The organism is Pseudoduganella sp. OTU4001 (genome assembly GCF_038440195.1).
GTDB lineage: Bacteria > Pseudomonadota > Gammaproteobacteria > Burkholderiales > Burkholderiaceae_D > Rugamonas.
In genome coordinates this window covers 1-18,229 of record NZ_JASATG010000041.1, presented here as the reverse complement: position 1 = coordinate 18,229, position 18,229 = coordinate 1, and the positions used below count along the sequence as shown (strand labels likewise).

Here is an 18,229-nt window from a genome sequence, read left to right as displayed (position 1 = left end):
ACTGTAGGGAAGGCAGGGCGCGCGCGCACCTGCCGAAAGTCATGCTTTACTTCGCGCTGGCGATCCAGGCATCGACCTTGGTTTCCAGCAGGGCCAGTGGCACCGTGCCGTCGCCCAGCACGATGGCGTGGAATTTGGCCAGCGTGAACTTCTTGCCCAGCGCCTTCTCGGCCTTGGCGCGCAGTTCCTGGATCTTCAGCGAACCAGTCTTGTAGGCCAGTGCCTGCGCCGGCCACACCATGTAGCGTTCGGTCTGGTTGCGCGCGACGGCTTCATCGCCCAAGGTTTCGGTCATGTACTTGATCGACTGCTCGCGGGTCCAGCCCTTGGCGTGCATGCCGGTGTCCACCACCAGGCGCACGGCGCGCAGCATTTCGTCGCTCAGGTGGCCGAAGTACTGGGCCGGGTCTTCGAACATGCCCATTTCCTTGCCCAGGGTCTCGGCGTACAGCGCCCAGCCTTCAGTGAAGGCGGTGTTGCCGCCGAACTTGCGGAACTTCGGCATGTCCAGTTCCTGCATCAGGGCGATGTGGAAGTGGTGGCCTGGTTTGCCTTCGTGCAGGAACAGGGTGTTCATGCCGGTGTTGCCGTATTTTTTAGGATCGGTGACCACCGACCAGAACACGCCTGGGCGCGAGCCATCCAGCGCTGGTGCGGTGTAATGGTCGGAAGCGGTATCGCGGCTCAGTTCAGGCTCCAGGCGCAGGTCCAGCTTGGCCTTCGGGATCAGGGTGAACATGGCGGGCAGCTTGGTGTCCAGCACCTTGTCCAGCTTGCGGTAGACGTCCAGCACTTCCTCGTCCGACTTGAACGGGAAGAACTGCGGCTGCTGCGCGATCCAGCCTGGCAGGCCGGCTGCCGGGCCGTTGTAGCCCAGCTTAGGGCCGACCTTGGCGAACTCGGACTGGATGCGCGCCACTTCGCGCAGGCCGGTCTGGTGGATTTCTTCCGCAGTCTTGCTGGTGGTGGTGGAGTCGGCGATGCGCGCCTTGTACCACGCCGCGCCGTTCGGCAGCGCGTCCCAGCCGGTGCTGGTGCGGCAGGCCGGCAGGTATTCCTTCTCGATGAAGGCGGCCAGCTTGGCGATCGATGGATTCAGCTTGTCGGCCACGGCGGCGCGGTAGGCGGCGGCCAGGCGCTGCTTGTCGGCGTCGCTGAAGCTGGCCGGGAACTTGGTCACCGGGGTGAAGTAGATATTCTTTTCAGGCGTTTCGCTGACCAGTTTCTGGAACTGCGGCAGGGCGGCGGTCATGATGGCTTTCGGCTGGGTGATGCCCTTGGCCATGCCTTCCTTCATGTTCGCGATGGCCTGGTCGATCCAGGCCGGCAGCTGGTTCAGGCGGCTCAGGTAGGCCTCGTATTCCTTGACGGTGGTCAGGGGCTGCGACGCATCGCCGCCGGAGAAGTTGGCCAGGGTGACCGGCATGCTGCTCATATGGTCGATCGGCAGCAGGTGCTCCGGGAACGGCTCGTAGGCCAGATAGGTTTTCAGCTCGAAGACCATCACGTCGTAGTTGATGCGGTCGGCGCGGCTCAGTTGCGCGCGCGGGATGGCTTGCAGGCGCTTGCTGAAGGCGCGGTACAGGTCGAACTGCTTGGCGCGCGTGGCCGGCGCAATCGAGCTGCCAATCTGGTCGTCGAAGCGGTTGTCGCCGTTTTGCGTCGCACCCACCGGGTCGTATTTGGCGATGGCATCGTAATACTCGTCGGCCAGTTCCCACAGCTGCTTTTTCGCCGCCTCATTGCTCTTAGCCGGCGCGCGCTCCACTGCGGCCAGCTTGGCTGCGGCGTTGGCGTGGACAGGGGCATAAGCCAGCAAAACGGCGGCCGCCAGCGCGCCAAGGGTAATACGATGTTTCATTTGTCGTCTCATATAAATGAAGGAGCGACAAGAATACGCGAAGGATCACAGCTGTTCAATATCGGCATATCTAGCCCATATTTTCTGACATGCAGATCGGGTTGGCGACGGGCGGCTTCCGCCCCTTTGCCGCCGGTCGACTTCCAGTGAATGCTAATACTCAGGTCTCTCTATTCGAAACTATCGGTTGCCACGCACCTTCAACTCTTCGAAATAGCTCGGTTGTTAATGGATGGTCACCACCCTGAGCTCGGCCACATAATGCGTTTAATTCCTGGACGGTAGATGTACTCCCCGAGTCTCCAAACGCCAAAATATCTCTGCACGGAAATGCAGCAACAAAACCCTGGGGTGCCAATTCGGAATACCACGTGTCCCAGAATTGGTCGCATAGCAACAGGCTTGCCTCAAAGTTTCCGCCACAAAGAACTGCAAAGATATTTCCGTACTGGTGGACTTCTGCTTTCTCATTAGCGAATCGAGCCAAATTTCCCATGGCGCACTCATCCAACTCTTCGATAGACATTCCTGCGTCAACCAAGTGTCTATTCTGAACGTAGGAAAAATGCTCACCTTCGTCCACAAGATACGCGACCAAAAGGCCATGCCCTATTTGCCTTAATACCGGGCTATCGGCGAAGTCTAAGGCTATTTCATTTAGGCATTCCTCACTTACCTGCATCTTCAAATACGCGATTGCGCGAAGGCAGAAATCCTTGGATTTTGACGAAGTCACAGAACTACTCTCGAATAGAAATCATGTTTCAGAAAATCATCACGGCGGGCCGCTTCTGGCCGGGTGGGGCCAACGGGAACGGATTGTTAAGTTCAATGTACATCTGGAACGGACAAGTCATTGTTAAGGTACTGGATCTTAAGACTTGAATTCGCCCCTTCAACCCATGACTTACACAAGAGCAATGCCTCCTCCACCTTTCTATCCATTTCGGGGTGAAGAAAGACTTGAATAAGAGTAGTCGCAGGTGACGGAGAACCGTACTCCACTTTGTAGGGTTCGCTATTTATGAAGCTAAGATAATTTTCAAGCTTACGCATCAGCCGCTCCCGCGACCGCTGGTCGATTTCCATTGGGGAGGCAACTATTAAGCTCAGTACCGATCGACCATCATCCCATACAGCATGTACATCGAGTGAATCGACGCAAGATATTGGGTGAGATGGATCGTCTAAAAATAAGTTTTCATCCATGTTTAATTTTGAGGCTGCGCCAATTGTTCGAATGGCTGTTTCTGGCCGGTGGCCGTCTAATTATTTCTTGTCTTCGGCTGGGGATTTACTTCTGACGTCAACCCAACCTGGGCGAAGTCCTTTTGCAAATTCCTCCCTGACTTTGGCTAATGAATATTCATCACCCATGTCAGCTTCGATCTCACCGATGCAGCCCCAACAGTCACCGCCGTAATCCATTGAAAGCGGATCGTCTTTCAGGTCCAGTGTTCGGCTGCATATTCCGCATGCTTTAGGCATCTTCAAGTCTCATTCCGCTTAACCTCGGTGACCGACAGCTGCTGGCCGTTAACGCCTTTCGAGGCCAGCAGCATACGCGTCTAGTTGTCTTATGCGACCCTCGGTGAGCTCGATAGCACACGATAGACGCATGTCAGTGGCTCCGTTTCCGCCAGCTGCCAGGGACCAAGCGAACTCGCATTGACTGGCCCTATATTTTCGGAACGCGAGATTAGAAGCTGAAAGTGCCTTTCTCGATTTAGTACGATAATCAAGGTCTTCATCCCACACGGTAATCTTGGCTACAGTGCGCTTCTCAGCTTGAATTAGACGTTCTTCCGCTTCTCTGAACATGGACTCCAGACAGCCTCGCTGTTCCGCGTGCGACGATTCGTCCGAACATCGGTCAGCATTCGCATACGCAGTTCCGACGATCATATACGTCAGGGCTGATAAGAGAAACATCACCTTCTTTTTCACGAGTTCCTTTTAATAGAAAAATAGAATGACCGCTGCTGGCCGATTGTACGCGCTCACCGGGCCGACGCATCCGCCCCATACCGGACCACCATCAGGTACCCACCTGTACGGAGGCGGCCACAGGCTCAGCAATGTTTACCAGACTAGGGCGACACAATCTTAACCACCTCATCCTCATCGATGGCGACTTCTGTGCTGCTGTCGAGTATTGTTCCATCGCCATAGTTCTCAATCACCGGATCCAGGTTTTCCGGCGCATGAAGGATTGTTGGGCCCCTTGAGCAGGCTTGCCGCATCAGGTACTCAGTCAGGCCCTCTGCCTGAATTTCAGGAGGAATCGCTGCGTGCATTTCCCCCAGCAATTCAACAGCCGCTGTCACGATCCATTCTACCGACCGAAATTTTGGGCTGACGATCTGAATATTCTGCGCGTCGGTCTGGTCGAAGAAACCGTGTTGCAGTTTGTGTCGAACATAGGAAAGCGCAGTAATTCCACCTATGATGCGTCTCTCCAAATATGCCTGGCTTTCGCAGGCATCGTAGCGCACCACATTGTCTGGAAACTCGTATCCCTCAGCTTCCAAAAGCGTCTCGGCGATGATGCCTGGCAGTAGCGGTCGCCCATCTTCGTGGCCGACCTCGAACAGGAGAATCTTCTTGAGTTTCTTGATCTCTTTCTGCAGCTCCGTATCGGATTTTTGAACTGCAATCGTCGCTAGATAGTCGTGAATGAAGCGACTGGACGCCTCCATGAGATTGTCCCTGCTCATGTGCGGATGGGATTGCAAGAATCTGTCATCCATATCGAGCATCTTCCAGGCGTGGTTCAGGTCATGGATGAGAAACTCGAGCGGAGATTGCCAGAACTCATCCACATACACAGGTTCGGTCGACACTCCTACCAAATAGACGGCGGTGCCCCGGACCTTCATGAGGTCTGTCGCAGAGATGTTATCGAACGTCGGAATGATGATTGCTTCCGGGATGCGGCTCATCAGGCTTTCGTAGCGGTACCAGTAATTCTTCTGAAAGTGGGTGCTCAAATTCTGTCTGGTACGCCATACCACGTCGAAGAAGCCGACAGCTTCGAACAGTACGCGCAAGGTTGGCGCATACGGACACATCGGTCCATTTTCAATCGTGACGTGATGAAGCTTGTGCAGCACTTGGTCTCGCATGATTCCTAGTGCCGCATTGTTACGGCAACTTTCTTCGACCATTGGGGAATTCAACTGGCTGCGGACATAGTCGACGACCGGCAATAATTCTATGATCGGCGTGTCCGGCCTGTCGTTATTCTGGCTGAAGCGCGCCCTGATATCACGATAAACGTCCAACGGACTCGCTACCGTTTTCCGGATCCATTCGTGATGAGAAACGCCTTCGGTCTTCGTGAAGTTCTTGGCGAGGAGCGCGGCAACAATCTGCTTGTGATGCCTGAAAGCGAATGTGCCTTTTCTTTTGTTGGGCGTGGTAACCAGGCTCTCTGCGATCCATCGCCCCTGCACCCCGTCCGTATTCGATATCTCGACGAGGAAGCCGATGGTATCGACTATATGGCGCGGGTCCGACGGTGCGGTAATGTGTCTGAGGTGATCGCGAAACCCGTGCGATATGGTCCTGTCCATGTAGACTCGGGCTTCCTTGCCGGCCTCGGTCGCGGAAAAGTAGTATTTCCGTCCGTTACGTTCCGAGATTCCATAATGGATGGCGGTGGCTCGCAGCACCTTGGATGCAGTAATCCGTAGCGCAGCAAAAATGTTGCCTGGAATTCCAACATCGTTCAGCTCGTCTTCTTCCTGAAGCAATCCGCCTGGCAGTGCCATGCCTGCGGGGAAAAAGGTCCGGTCCAGGACTAGAAATTCCTTCCCGTTCGGCCTTTCGCGCATCACTAGCACGTCGACGGTCCTGCGAACGAGGGTGCCGTGTTCAATCCGGTCCTTCGCTCGCATCTTAAGCTCTTGATCGGATAGCAGTGCAGCGATCACCTCCGATCGAGGTTCGATGTTCAAATAGCTGGCAATGTAATTTTCGATGTCCTTCTTGCGAATCGGGTCACGCAAGCGATGGAACCAGTAGAGCATATAGATCAGCGACTCGGCATACAGGGCAACCGGAAAACTTTGAGTATCGAGAGTCACCTGATACCGGTCGAGTATGTCGAGCACGATTTCAGTCGGGATGTCGGGCGACGGGATTGCTGCTGAAACTGTTCCAGTATCCTGCGATCCGATCCGCGGCGCGGGCTCGTCAAATGTCATTCCATCTTCCTCAATTCGTAGCATCTACCCTTCCTTTGGCCAGGGAAAAGGCAAAGCATTAGTACCGGTCATGCGGCGCACTCTCCTGACCGTCTGCTTCCGGCCGAACATGGCCCCGTCCAGTCGGCGCGAGATGAACAGTATACGTCGTCTGCGACAGGTATTGAGTCATGTCAAAGCACGCTTGGGCACTGCTACAATGTTGCAAGATCGATAAACGCCGAAGGAGGTAGCCGCATGTCGTATCCGCACATCGTCCGCAAAGCCGCCGCGCAGGAGGCGGAGGGCACGTTCTCGCATCCATGGAATCCCGCATCGGAAATCACCGGTTCGCAGCTGGCGCGCATGGCGGGGCTGAAGCGCAGCATGGTCAGCATCGGGCGCCTGAAGCCGGGCAAGGAGTCGTTTGCCTACCACCTGCACCACAACGAGGAAGAGTGGGTCTACATCCTGTCCGGGCGCGGCACCGCGCATATCGATGGCGAGGATTACGAGCTGGAGCCGGGCGATTTCGTCGGCTTCCCGGCGCCGTCCAAGGCGCACCAGATGATCAACCGTGGCAGCGAGGATCTGGTCTACCTGATGGGCGGCGAGGACCTGCCATGCGAAGTGGCCGACTTCCCCAAGCTGGACCGGCGCATGGTGCGTACCGGCGACAAGATCAAGATCTACAAGCTTTCCGAAGGCAAGGAGTTCGGCCCGCTATGAGCTTCGACGCGGAAATCGCCGCAGCGCGCACGCACATGGCGGCCGGTGAGCTGGAGGCGGCCATGCAGCACCTGGAGCGCGCCCACGTGATCGGCCAGCTGCGTGTCTGGCCGCACGTGCTGTCGCACTGGCTGATGCTGAAGCTCGAACTGCGCCGAGGCCGCCCGCTGGCGGCCTGGGGCCAATTGGTGCGCATCGTACTCGGCGCCATCGGTTCGGCGGTCGGCGTGGTCCCGACCGGGAACACCGGCGGCAGCGATATCAGCATGTTCCAGCGCATGCCCGTGCCGCCCGAGCTGCAGGCGGAAATCGACCAGATGAAATCCAACGAACGGAAATGAGGAAGTCCGAAATGCGTGCTCTGATTTTGGCGGCATTGCTGGCTGCCGCGCCGCTGGCGCAGGCTGACGTGTCGCTGGTGGCGGCGATGAAGGAGAAGGTGCTGTTGTCGGTGAACGGCGCCGCGCCGCGCACCTTTGCGGTTGGGGCGACGCTGCCGGATGGCAGCAAGCTGGTGGCGGTGACGTCGAATTCGGCGACGTTCGAGGACAAGGGGCAGCGCTATACCGTGCGCCTGGGCGAGTTTGCCGCAAGCGGTGCGGGCGCCGGGGGCATCGGGGCGAATGCGCTGGTGCTGGCGCCGGATGCGAACGGCCACTACTCGGTGCAGGGCGAAATCAACGGCAATCCGGTGCGCATGCTGCTCGACACCGGCGCTTCGCTGGTGGCGATCCCGGCGCCGCTGGCGCGCCAGTTTGGCCTGGATTACCGCACCAAGGGGCGCCGCGCATTCACGCAGACGGCCGCCGGCCTGAGCGAGGTGTGGATCGTGAAGCTGGACCGCATCAAGGTGGGCGATTTCGAATTCGCCAATGTGGACGCCTCGGTCAGCGAGGCGGGCCTGCCGGTGATCCTGCTCGGGAACTCCGTCCTCAAGCGGCTTGATATGAAGACGGAGTCGGGGATGCTGACGCTGACAAAGCGTTTTTAGCAAATAGCGCAGCCACCACGTCCGACTGGGTGACGATGCCGGCGAACCGGTCTTCGTGATCGACCACTGGGATATGGTGGAAGCCTGAATCGGCCATCAGCGGCACCAGCTCGGTGATCGGCGTGTCGATGCTGGCAGTGCGCGGATGCTTGACCATGATCTGCCCCACCACTTCCGGCTTTTCCGAATGCGTGGTGCCGGAAGGGCGCAGGAACTCTTTCAGCTGGCGGCGCATGCCGTGATAGTCATCCAGCCCGCCGTGCGTCATGAAGTCGCTGGTGGTGACGATGCCGATCACGCGCCGCACCCGGTTCAGCACCGGCACCGCCGCCACGCGGTGCTGGCGCATCTCGCGCCAGGCGTCCGCCAGCGGCGTGGCGAATTCCGCCGTCACCACATCCTTCGACATGATGTCGCCGCAGGTGATGATGCCGAAGCGGCGCTGGTAGGCGCGCTGCTCGGTTTTCAGGAACAGTTCTTCCAGGTCGTCGCGGCTGATGTCCAGCACTTGGTTGTACTGGCGCAGCACGGCGTCGAGGTCTTCCGGCTGGAAGCCGAAACGCGCCGTCGGCACTTCATCCTTCGTCGCATGCGGATTGGGATGTGCCAGCTGCTGCGTATGCGGATAGCGGCGGCCGGTGAGATTGTTGTAGACCATGGCGGCCAGCACCATCAGCACGCAATCCAGCAGCACCGGCCCGAGTGCGAAGCGGTAGCCCAGCGACTGGATGGCGGGACCGCCGATCACCACCATCAGCGCCACCGCGCCGCCGGGCGGATGCAGGCAGCGCAGCGCAAACATGGCGGCGATCGCGAGCGGCGTCGCCAGCGCGGCGCACAGCGCGCCGGTGCCGAAATACTGCACGCAGGCCGCGCCCACCAGGCCGGACACCACATTGCCGGCGATGACCGGCCAGGGCTGGGCCAGCGGACTGGCGGGGAGGCAGAACAGCAGCACGGCGGACGCGCCCATCGGCGCTACCAGCCAGATCGCGTGGTCGCCCAGCAGGTAATGGGCGACAAAGCTGGTCAGCGCCAGGCCGAGGAAGGCGCCGGCGCTGGAGCGCAAGCGTTCGCGCTGCGAAGTATTGCTGCGCGCCGGCAGCAAGGAGGTCAACCAGGATTTCAGCATCCGGCCATTATCCCACGGCTGGGTTTAATTCTCAGGCGCCCGCGCCGTGTGACACCAGGTCCAGCGGCAGGCTGGTGGTGTACTTGATCTGCTCCATCGAAAAGGCCGACGACACACCGGTCAACTGGGCCGCCTTGATCAGCTTCTTGTAAAAACGGTCATACCCTTCGATATCGGTGGTCACCACCTTCAGCAGGTAGTCGACATCGCCGCTCATGCGGTGGAATTCCTGCACCTCCGGCAGCGCCACCACGGCGGCGGCAAAGCGCGCCAGCCACTTCTCATCGTGCTGGCTGGTGCGCACGCTGACGAATACCGTCACCGGCAAGCCTGCCTTGCGGCGGTTGATGATCGCCACGCGGCGGTCGAAATATCCGTCCTCCTCCAGCCGCTTCAGGCGCTTCCAGCATGGCGTGGTCGAAAGGCCAACCTTTTCCGCCAGCTCAGCCACTGAGAGCGTTCCGTCCACCTGCAGCGCCCCCAGGATCGCGTAATCGTAACGGTCGAGATCATTCATTTTTATTTATATGAATATTTGGAATGCTTATTCTACATTCTCCGTAGTTTGGGGTAATTTTGGAATGGGCAATTCAGCGCTATTTCGTAAACTATTTAGCATGAGCAAAGAAATCTACCTCGACGGGAATGCCACGACCTGCGTGCTGCCGGCTGCGATTGACGCGGCAGTGCAGGCCATGCGTGACTGTTTCGGCAACCCCAGCAGCACCCATGCCACCGGCCTCAAGGCCAAGGCCATGATGGATACCGTGCGCCAGCGCGCCAAACGCCTGCTCGGCGTGGGCAGCGGCCGCATCATGTTCAATAGCGGCGCCACGGAAGGCATCCAGACCGCCGTGCTGTCCGCCCTGTGCGCGCTGCGCGAGCGCCGCGAAAAAGGTGAAACCATCGGCAGCCTGCTGGTGTATGGCGCCACCGAGCACAAGGCCGTGCCGGAAGCGCTGGCGCACTGGAACCGCTTGCTGGGCCTCAACCTCGAACTGAAAAAGCTGCCGGTGGACGGCGAAGGCCGCCACGACCTGGCCGCGCTGCGCGCACTGGCGCCGCAGGCGGCCTTTGTCTGCACCATGGCGGCGAATAACGAAACCGGCGTGGTGAGCGACCTGGCCGGCATCGCCGCCGTGCTGGAAGGCAGCCCGGCGCTGTGGATGGTGGACTGCGTGCAGGGCCTGGGCAAGCTGGCGCTCGACCTGGGCAATACCCGTATCGATTACGCGCCGTTCTCCGGCCACAAGCTGTATGCGCCGAAAGGCATCGGCATGCTGTACGTGCGCGAAGGCGCGCCGTACACGCCGCTGGTGATGGGCGGCGGCCAGGAAGCCGGCCTGCGTTCCGGTACCGAAAACATGGCGGGCATCGCCGCGCTGGGCGCGGTGCTGGCGGCGCTGGAGCAGGGCGGTACCTTCCGCACGCCGGCCGAGCTGCATGGCTTCCGCGACAAGCTGGCGGCCAGCCTGCGCGCCGCTTTCCCGGGCATCGTGTTCAACGCACCGTTCGAGAAGGCACTGCCGACCACCCTGAATTTCTCCGTGCCCGGCCTGTCGAGCAAGGAACTGCTGGACGTGTTCGATGCGGCCAATGTGCGCGTCAGCGCGGGCAGCGCCTGTTCCGCCGCCAAGGCTGCGCCAAGCTATGTGCTGGACGCGATGGGCTTGCCGAATTGGCGCAGCAGCAGCGCGGTGCGCATGTCCTTCGGCCCGCTGGTCAGCGAGGAAACCATTGTCGAAGCCTGCGCGCGCATCGAGCGCTGCGGCCAGGCCTTGCGCGAAGCCGGCATGCTCGACACGCCAACCTCCGGCGCCAGCGTGCCGGAAGGCGTGCTGCAACTGAGCCTGGGCGGCAACCATACCTGGCTGCTGCTGGACGCGCCTTCGCGCCAATGCATCGCGATCGATCACCAGGCCGAACTCGCGGAGCGTGTCGACAGCCTGCTGCGCAGCCATAGCTACCAGTTGGCGGCGCGTATCGGTACGCGTGACGGCATGTGGCCCGGCACGGCCGACAGCATCGCATTCGGCGCGCACGCGCTGCGCCGCGTTGCGCTCGGCGACGGCCAGCAGGTTTTCCTGCTGTGCTGCGGCGACAAAGTGGAGTACGCGTTTACCGGCCTGGCGCCGCTGTCTGCACTCGAAGGCAAAGTGCCTGCCGACGCTCTGCTGTGCGCCGGCCGCGAGGACGTGAATGCCTGCTGCACCAGCCTGCGCGCCGAAGCGCAGGCCGCGGCGGCCAATGCCGATATGAACCTGGACAGCATCAGCCTGGCGCGCTTGCTGGAGTCGCATCCGCAAGCGGTGCTGGTCGATGTGCGCGAAGCGTATGAGCAGGCGGCCTGCATCCCTGGCGGGCGTACGGCGCAGAGCGTGCCGCTGAGCCGCCTGGCGGCCTTCGTGCCGGGCTGGCTGGCTTCGGCCGAGCAGGCGCCGCTGGTGTTCTTCTGCCGCAGCGGCAACCGCAGCGCCAAGGCCGCGCAATGCCTGCGCCGCCTCGGATACCGCAACGCCTTCCACCTGAGCGGCGGCATCGCCCTGGCATCCCCGGCACTCGCGCTGGCGGCCTGAACTACCGATTGAAAGTTGTATCCTGTTTGCGGCGGCCCTCGGGTCGCCGTTTTTTTTCAAACTTAATCTATGTGATGTCGGGAATATTTACAGTGATCCCGTGGCGGAATTCTTGTTTCCAACAAAAACAATGAGTTACCGGTCGGGCACGATAGTTGCTTAATAAAAAGTCAGATTAATCTACGGAAACTAACCATGAAATTAGGCACCTTCCTCGCACTCCTGCTGGCGGCACCAGTCGCATTCGCCACCCCCGTCGTCAACGGCGCCGACCAGAAATACATCAATGGCGGCAATTCCTACACTCTCAACCTGAGCGGCATCACTGAGGCATCGGGTAGTAATGGCCTGCTCACCTTGCGCCTGCACGGCGATTTCAGCGCCGACGACGCAACTGAATACGGCAGCTACACCTTCGATGGCCGTACCGACCTGGGCAGTCTGGTGCTGGGTGGCTTCAACACCTGGACCAATGGCGTCAAGACCAACACGATCACTGGCCTGGAGTACAAGGCGTTTTCGAACCTGGGCTCGGGCAATTATATGGACCTGACCTGGACTTTCAAAGTCAGCGATACCCTGCTGAACAGCCTGATTAATGACAAGGCGCTGCAGGTCAAAGTCGATACCGGCCCAGGCGTGGTGAAAAATGGCGTCAATGTGGACTTCGTGAGCGCCGGCCTGCAGTTCGCCGCGGCTGCGAATGAAGTGCCAGAACCAGCATCGCTGGCCCTGTCCGGCATGGGCCTCGGCCTGCTGGCGCTGGTGCGCCGCCGCCGCAAGTCGGCCTGATTGTTTCGAGCCAAGTAAAAACGGCGACCATCTGGTCGCCGTTTTTTTTAGAGCTTCATCTCGAGCATCGCGCGGAACAGCACGCTGGTCGGGGTGATCGTGGTGTCGCTGCGGCGGCCGCCCGCATCCACATAGATCGACTGGTTCAGGTTGTCCTGGTGCAGTGTGTTGGAAGCCGACAGGCGCAGCTGGGTCTTCGGCGTGAACTTCCACAAGCCGTACACGTCCAGTGCGCGCTTCGGCACCGAGTAAGCGTACTGCTTGTCGGAGATGCGCACTTCGCCGCCGCCCTGGTAGCTGAAGGAGCCGCCCAGGGTCAGTGGCATGGTGTCCAGCTTCCAGTCGGCGCCGACGGTACCGCTGATCGGCACTTGCTGGTCGAGGCGGTTGTTCGGGCCCGGCACGGTGTCCAGCTTGGACCAGCTGCGGGTCAGGTTGGCGCGCATTTCCACGGCCGGCGCTTCCTTCATCAGCGAGCGCAGCGGCAGCTTGGCTTCCAGTTCGATGCCGTAAGTGTTGGCGGTGCCGGCGTTGACCGGGCGCGAGACCCAGGCGTTGTCGATGAAGTCGACGCGGCGGCGGGTAATGTCCTCGATGCGGCGCGCATAGGTGCTGGCGGTCAGCAGGCCGCCGCCTTCACCCAGGAAGTGTTCATAGGCCAGGTCCAGGCCCCAGGCCAGTTCCGGCTTCAGCTCCGGGTTGCCCATGAAGTCCGGCGTGGTGGAGGTGTTGTTGTTGGCGGTGAAGCGGCGCGGGATCAGGTCGCCCACGCCCGGCGCCTTGTAGGTGCGGGTCAGGCCGAAGCGTACCTGGTCCTTCTTCTTCTCGCCCAGCTTGTACAGGGTCTGGAACAGCGGGCTCAGCACGCTGGAGTTGCTGTCGATGCTGCCGTAGTCGCTGCCGGTGCTCTTGATGTTCACGCCTTCCCAGCGCAGGCCGAAGTACACCGACCAGCGGTCGGTCACATTCCATTCATCCTGCGCATAGGCCGCCACGCGGGTCACGTCGGCCGAGAACACCTCGTCCAGGTTCTGCGCCAGCTTGGACAGGTCGCTGCCGACCGGCGCGCGGAAGTAGGTTTCGCGCTGGATGCGGTCTTCATCGCGCTTGCTGTAGCCGATGTCCCAGCCGGTGGCCAGGGCGTGGCCCGGGATCAGCGGGCTGGAATACTTGCCGGTGGTGGTGAATCCCTTGTCGGTGGCGCCCGACGTCACGGTGCGGTTGCGGTCGAATTCCTTGCCGCTCTGGTGGTTCGGCGCCTCGACATTGCGGTGGTTGTAGTTGAGGCCGGCCTTCATGTCGATCTTGGCGCCATCGGCCAGCGGGTGTGCCCAGCTCAGGTCGGTGCGGAACATTTCCGCGTCGGAGCGGATGTTTTGGTCCAGGCTGCTGAACATCGGATCGTCGCCGAAGATGGTGCGTACGCGCTCGGTGTTGCTGCCCTTGAAGCGGTTGACGGCCAGGAAGGTTTGCGAGGTGATCACGTCGCCCGGCTTGATCGCGTAGTTGACGCGCGGGGCGATGTTGAAGTTGCGGAACCAGCCCTGGCTATTGGTCTCGCCGTTCAGCAGTAGCGGACGGCTGCCGCTCGCTTCGGTGATCGAACGGCTTGGACGCTCGAAGTCGCCGTGCAGGAAACCGCCGCCGATCGAATACGACCATGGGCCCTTGCGGTCGGACATCTGCAGGTTGACGCTGACACCCGGCTGGCCGTTATCCGACTGGATGCCGGTCTTGATTTCGGTCTGGGCGGTAGTGATCGCCTTCTTCAGCACGATATTGATGCCGCCGGCAATCGCCTGGGTGCTGTATTCCGCGGTAGCGGCGCGCATCACTTCAATGCGCTCGATCATGTCCGGGGTCAGCGAATCGAGCGAGAAGCCGGGTGGCGCGGGTTCGCCGTTCAGCATGATGGAGGTGTAGCCGCTGCCCAGGCCGCGCATGCGGATATTGCCGCCACGGCCCTGCACGCCGTCCATGGTCACGCCCGGCAGGCGCTTCAGCACCTCGCCGATGCTGGTGTCGCCGTTCTTCAGGATCTCCTCCTGCGTCACCACGATCTTGGTGGCGGTGTCATTGCGGCGCACCTCGGTCGCCATGCTGCCCTTGACCTCCACTTTCGGCATGACTTTGTCGGCCGCTGGAGCGGCTTGCTCCTGGGCGTAGGCGGTATTGAGTGCTTGTACAACGAGTAAGAGGGGCAGGGCGATTTTCTTCATACAAATAGCAGTGGCTTTTTGGGAAACGCGACAGGATAGGCGGAAACGTCCGGTTAAGGGAAGACGGATACAAACAGATAACAAGCTGAACTGTACAGAGTACCAATAATTGCCATGTGACAAATGCGACGAACTGCGCTTTTTGGGGGATGAGCTGCGTGCCGTGCGCCTGACTAATATTGTTTGAAACATACTGATTGTCTGCACGGCAGTTCTAAGAATAATGTGAGGCCACCCCTTGAAAGAGCATCATTACCTATGGCCGGCCGCGAGTGCCGGGTTCAAGGAATCGGAATCGGGCTCCCTGCCCAAGGGCGCCGGCGAGGAAGACGATCTGCCGCTGCGTGCCGAGCTGTTCAGCGCACAGCAGATGGAGCACCATGGCCGCGCGCTGGCCGCCAGCCATGTGCTGAGCACGCGCGGCGGCGGCGACCGCCTGCTGGCGCGGCTGAGCGAAAACGCGGCGCTGATCGGCTCCACCTGCGAAGGCCTGACCGAGGCGGTGAAAGAAGGGCGCCAGGTCACGCCAGCCTCCGAATGGCTGCTCGATAACTTCTACCTGATCGAAGACCAGATCCGCACGGCGCGGCGCCACTTGCCGAAAGACTACAGCAAGGAGCTGCCACGCCTGGCCAAAGGGGCGCCGGAAGGCACGCCGCGCGTGTACCAGATCGCGCTGGAAATCATCGCCCACGGCGACGGGCGGGTCGACCCGGAAAGCCTGTGCCGCTTTGTCGAGGCTTACCAGGAAGTGGCGACCCTGAAACTGGGCGAGCTGTGGGCGATCCCGATCATGCTGCGCCTGGCGCTGATCGAAAACCTGCGGCGCGTGGCGGCGCGGGTGGCGGACAACCGCTTCCAGCGCGACCTGGCCAATAGCTGGGCCGACCAGTTCCTGGAAATCGCCGACAAGAACCCCAGCGGCCTGATCCTGCTGGTGGCCGATATGGCGCGCTCCGAGCCGCCCGTCAGCAGCGCCTTCGTGGCCGAGCTGGCGCGCCGCCTGCAGGGACAAAGCCCGGTGCTCACGCTGGCCCTGAACTGGATCACCTACCGCCTGGCCGAGACGGGCCAGACCATCGAACAACTGATCCAGGCCGAGATCCACCTGCAGGCAGCCGAGCAGGTGTCGATCGCCAACAGCATCGGCAGCCTGCGCTTCCTGGGCACCATGGACTGGCAGGAGTTCGTCGAAACCATGAGCGTGGTCGAGCAGACCTTGCGGCAGGACCCCTCGGGCACTTACGGCGACATGGACTTCTCCACGCGCGACCAGTACCGCCACTGCGTGGAACGCATGGCACGCTATTCGCCCGCCACCGAGGCGGAGGTGGCGCAGCAGGCGCTCGAGCTGGCGCGCGCGCGCGCCGGCGACCACGACGTGCGCCTGCACCACGTCGGCTATTACCTAGTCGGCCATGGCAGCCTGCTGCTTGAGCGCCAGGTGGGCGTGCGCCTGCCGCCGCTGCGTTCCCTGAAGCGCACCCTGCGCACCGCGCCGCTGTTGTCCTACCTGGGAGCGGTCGGCGTGCTGTCGGTGACCGCCACCGCCCTGATGCTGGAACGCGCCTGGCGCGACGGCGTGCAGCCGTGGGCGCTGCTGGTGCTGGCCATCCTGGGCCTGATGGGCAGCAGCCAGCTGGCGCTGGCCCTGGTCAACTGGGCCGCCACCCTGTTCGTGGAACCGCGCCCCTTGCCGCGCATGGACTTCCGCGAGGGCATCCCATCCGATGCGCGCACCATGGTGGTGGTGCCGACCCTGCTGTTCGACCGCGACAACGTCGATGAGCTGTGCGAGCAGCTGGAAGTGCGCTTCCTGGCCAACCGCGACCCCAACCTGCGTTTCTGCCTGCTGACCGATTTCGCCGACGCGCAGGAAGAGAGCCTGCCCGGTGATGCCGCGCTGACCGAGCGTGCGGCGGCCAATATCGCGCGCCTGAACCTGAAATACACGGAGGAGGGCGCGGCGGCGCCTTTCCTGCTGCTGCACCGTCCGCGCCGCTGGAACCCGTCTGAGCGGGCCTGGATGGGCGAGGAGCGCAAGCGCGGCAAGCTGGCGGACCTGAACCGCTTCCTGCGCGGCGGCGCGGCGCACGCCTTCAGCCTGATCGTCGGCGACATCGGCGACCTGGAATCCTTCAATTACGTGATCACGCTCGACAGCGACACCCAGCTGCCGCGCGACGCGGCGCGCCAGTTCGTGGCCACCATGCGCCACCCGCTCAATGTGCCGCGCATCGACCCGCGCCTGCGCCGGGTGGTGGCCGGCTACGGCATCCTGCAGCCGCGCGTGGCGGTCAGCCTGCCGAGCGAAGACGCTTCGCGCTATGAAAAGCTGTGCGGCGGCGAGCCGGGCATCGATCCCTACACCCGCACGGTGAGCGATGTGTACCAGGACGTGTTTGCGGAAGGTTCCTTCATCGGCAAGGGCATCTACGATGTCGACGTGTTCGAAGAAGTGCTGGGCGGGCGCTGCCCCGACAACCGCATCCTGAGCCACGACCTGCTGGAAGGCTGCTACCTGCGCGCCGGCCTGCTCAGCGACGCCCAGCTGTACGAGCACTACCCGGCGCGCTATGGCGACGACGTCAGCCGCCGCCAGCGCTGGATGCGCGGCGACTGGCAGCTGCTGCCCTGGCTGATGCGGCGCGTGCCGCTGGCCAGCGGCGCGCGCGAAGCCAACCCGCTGTCGGCGCTGTCGCGCTGGAAGCTGTTCGACAACCTGCGCCGCAGCCTGGTGGCGCCGGTGCTGACGCTGTCGCTGCTGATGGCCTTCGCCAGCATGCCGCACCCGTGGTTCTGGGCCGGCGCGGTGCTGGCCATCATCTTCCTGCCGCCGCTGGTGAGCGCGCTGTACGACCTGCTGCGCAAGCCGCAGGATACGTTGTGGGGCCAGCACGTGCCGGCCTCGCTGGCGCGCAGCGGCATGCAGTTCGCGCACGCCGTGCTGACGCTGGTGTTCCTGCCGTATGAAGCCTACGTCAGCCTGGATGCGATTGCGCGCACCATGTGGCGCCTGCTGGTGTCGCGCCGCCGCCTGCTGCAATGGCGCGCCTCGGCCCTGTCGCGGGTGGGCACCGAGCTGGCGCGCAACTGGCGCGCGATGTGGATTTCACCGGTGCTGGCGCTGGGCGCCGGCGCCTACCTGCTGGCGCTGCGGCCGCGCGCCTTCGAGGCGGCGCTGATCTTCCTGCTGGCCTGGTTGGTCGCGCCGCTGGTGGCGTGGTGGATCAGCCTGCCCATCGCCCGGGTGCAGACCGCGCTGGACGAGGAGCAGAACCTGTTCCTGCACAAGCTCGCGCGTCGCACCTGGCTGTGGTTCGAGACCTTCGTCGGCCCGGAAGACAACTGGCTGCCGCCGGACAATATGCAGGAGCATCCGAGCCAGGTGGTGGCGCACCGCACCTCGCCCACCAATATGGGCATGGCGCTGCTGGCCAACCTGACCGCGTTCGACTTTGGCTACATCACGGCCACCCAGCTGGCGGCGCGCACCGCCAGCACGCTGGACAGCATGGCGCAGCTGGAGCGCCACCTCGGCCACTTCTACAACTGGTACGACACCCAGTCCATGAAGCCGCTGCACCCGGTGTATATCTCCACCGTCGACAGCGGCAACCTGGCGGGCCACCTGCTGACCTTGCAGGCCGGCCTGGTCGGCGTGGGCGAATTGCCGATCGTGCATCCGAACCTGGGGCGCGGCCTGGCCACCACCTGCGCCCTGCTGCGCGAGGCGGCGGCC

General features: G+C 61.9%; 12 protein-coding genes and 1 pseudogene. 6 read left to right on the top strand and 7 right to left on the bottom strand.

What is annotated here, in order from left to right:
- Positions 1-46 precede the first annotated feature (46 nt).
- The 4 genes from AAHE99_RS24160 to AAHE99_RS24150 form a co-directional block, all read right to left on the bottom strand.
- Complete coding sequence (locus AAHE99_RS24160) at positions 47-1,861, bottom strand: DUF885 domain-containing protein (protein WP_342120188.1); 1,815 nt, start codon at positions 1,859-1,861, stop codon at positions 47-49.
- A gap of 1,269 nt (positions 1,862-3,130) precedes the next feature.
- Positions 3,131-3,355: a hypothetical protein gene (locus tag AAHE99_RS24155; protein WP_342120186.1), complete on the bottom strand. Its 225-nt coding sequence runs from the start codon at positions 3,353-3,355 to the stop codon at positions 3,131-3,133.
- A 42-nt stretch (positions 3,356-3,397) separates the two neighbouring features.
- A complete protein-coding gene (locus AAHE99_RS26830) occupies positions 3,398-3,766 on the bottom strand; it encodes a lysozyme inhibitor LprI family protein (RefSeq protein WP_446728957.1) in 369 nt (122 codons plus the stop codon).
- A 185-nt stretch (positions 3,767-3,951) separates the two neighbouring features.
- Positions 3,952-6,093 carry a hypothetical protein gene (locus AAHE99_RS24150; protein ID WP_342120184.1) on the bottom strand — a complete coding sequence of 714 codons (2,142 nt, stop codon included), beginning with the start codon at positions 6,091-6,093 and terminating at the stop codon, positions 3,952-3,954.
- Positions 6,094-6,306: 213 nt separating this feature from the next.
- Between AAHE99_RS24150 and AAHE99_RS24145 the strand changes: the two genes are divergently transcribed.
- The 3 genes from AAHE99_RS24145 to AAHE99_RS24135 are packed head-to-tail and all read left to right on the top strand — an operon-like array spanning position 6,307 to position 7,768.
- Positions 6,307-6,777 (top strand): cupin domain-containing protein, encoded by a 471-nt coding sequence (locus AAHE99_RS24145; RefSeq protein WP_342120182.1) that lies wholly within the window; start codon positions 6,307-6,309, stop codon positions 6,775-6,777.
- Positions 6,774-7,118 carry a DUF3703 domain-containing protein gene (locus AAHE99_RS24140; RefSeq protein WP_342120181.1) on the top strand — a complete coding sequence of 115 codons (345 nt, stop codon included), beginning with the start codon at positions 6,774-6,776 and terminating at the stop codon, positions 7,116-7,118. Before AAHE99_RS24145 ends, AAHE99_RS24140 begins: the two co-directional genes overlap by 4 nt.
- A gap of 11 nt (positions 7,119-7,129) precedes the next feature.
- The gene (locus AAHE99_RS24135) at positions 7,130-7,768 is read left to right on the top strand and encodes a retropepsin-like aspartic protease family protein (RefSeq protein ID WP_342120179.1); all 639 of its coding nucleotides are present in this window, start codon (positions 7,130-7,132) and stop codon (positions 7,766-7,768) included.
- Here AAHE99_RS24135 and AAHE99_RS24130 read toward each other — a convergent pair.
- Together AAHE99_RS24130 and AAHE99_RS24125 are read right to left on the bottom strand one after the other, a co-directional pair.
- On the bottom strand, positions 7,710-8,900 hold the full coding sequence (locus tag AAHE99_RS24130) for an HPP family protein (protein WP_342120177.1): 1,191 nt from the start codon (positions 8,898-8,900) through the stop codon (positions 7,710-7,712). The two genes, AAHE99_RS24135 and AAHE99_RS24130, sit on opposite strands and share 59 nt — an antisense overlap.
- A 31-nt stretch (positions 8,901-8,931) precedes the next feature.
- A complete protein-coding gene (locus tag AAHE99_RS24125) occupies positions 8,932-9,417 on the bottom strand; it encodes an Lrp/AsnC family transcriptional regulator (RefSeq protein WP_342120175.1) in 486 nt (161 codons plus the stop codon).
- Between the two features lie 100 nt (positions 9,418-9,517).
- Between AAHE99_RS24125 and AAHE99_RS24120 the strand changes: the two genes are divergently transcribed.
- Both AAHE99_RS24120 and AAHE99_RS24115 read left to right on the top strand, forming a co-directional pair.
- Positions 9,518-11,476 carry an aminotransferase class V-fold PLP-dependent enzyme gene (locus tag AAHE99_RS24120; protein WP_342120173.1) on the top strand — a complete coding sequence of 653 codons (1,959 nt, stop codon included), beginning with the start codon at positions 9,518-9,520 and terminating at the stop codon, positions 11,474-11,476.
- Positions 11,477-11,671: 195 nt separating this feature from the next.
- The gene (locus AAHE99_RS24115) at positions 11,672-12,268 is read left to right on the top strand and encodes a PEP-CTERM sorting domain-containing protein (protein WP_342120171.1); all 597 of its coding nucleotides are present in this window, start codon (positions 11,672-11,674) and stop codon (positions 12,266-12,268) included.
- Positions 12,269-12,315: 47 nt separating this feature from the next.
- Here AAHE99_RS24115 and AAHE99_RS24110 read toward each other — a convergent pair whose 3' ends face one another.
- Entirely contained in the window at positions 12,316-14,487 is a 2,172-nt protein-coding gene (locus AAHE99_RS24110; RefSeq protein ID WP_342120169.1) for a TonB-dependent receptor plug domain-containing protein, read from the bottom strand.
- Between the two features lie 238 nt (positions 14,488-14,725).
- On the opposite strand from AAHE99_RS24110, the pseudogene AAHE99_RS24105 reads away from it, so the two are divergent.
- Positions 14,726-18,229: pseudogene (locus AAHE99_RS24105) on the top strand (cyclic beta 1-2 glucan synthetase); the annotation flags it as partial.

Excerpts from the sequence above, each read along its gene's own strand:
- AAHE99_RS24160 (WP_342120188.1), bottom strand. The coding sequence starts at position 1,861 with ATGAAACATCGTATTACCCTTGGCGCGCTGGCGGCCGCCGTTTTGCTG.
- AAHE99_RS26830 (WP_446728957.1), bottom strand. The coding sequence starts at position 3,766 with ATGATCGTCGGAACTGCGTATGCGAATGCTGACCGATGTTCGGACGAA.
- AAHE99_RS24150 (WP_342120184.1), bottom strand. The coding sequence starts at position 6,093 with ATGCTACGAATTGAGGAAGATGGAATGACATTTGACGAGCCCGCGCCG.
- AAHE99_RS24145 (WP_342120182.1), top strand. The coding sequence starts at position 6,307 with ATGTCGTATCCGCACATCGTCCGCAAAGCCGCCGCGCAGGAGGCGGAG.
- AAHE99_RS24140 (WP_342120181.1), top strand. The coding sequence starts at position 6,774 with ATGAGCTTCGACGCGGAAATCGCCGCAGCGCGCACGCACATGGCGGCC.
- AAHE99_RS24135 (WP_342120179.1), top strand. The coding sequence starts at position 7,130 with ATGCGTGCTCTGATTTTGGCGGCATTGCTGGCTGCCGCGCCGCTGGCG.
- AAHE99_RS24130 (WP_342120177.1), bottom strand. The coding sequence starts at position 8,900 with ATGCTGAAATCCTGGTTGACCTCCTTGCTGCCGGCGCGCAGCAATACT.
- AAHE99_RS24125 (WP_342120175.1), bottom strand. The coding sequence starts at position 9,417 with ATGAATGATCTCGACCGTTACGATTACGCGATCCTGGGGGCGCTGCAG.
- AAHE99_RS24120 (WP_342120173.1), top strand. The coding sequence starts at position 9,518 with ATGAGCAAAGAAATCTACCTCGACGGGAATGCCACGACCTGCGTGCTG.
- AAHE99_RS24115 (WP_342120171.1), top strand. The coding sequence starts at position 11,672 with ATGAAATTAGGCACCTTCCTCGCACTCCTGCTGGCGGCACCAGTCGCA.
- AAHE99_RS24110 (WP_342120169.1), bottom strand. The coding sequence starts at position 14,487 with ATGAAGAAAATCGCCCTGCCCCTCTTACTCGTTGTACAAGCACTCAAT.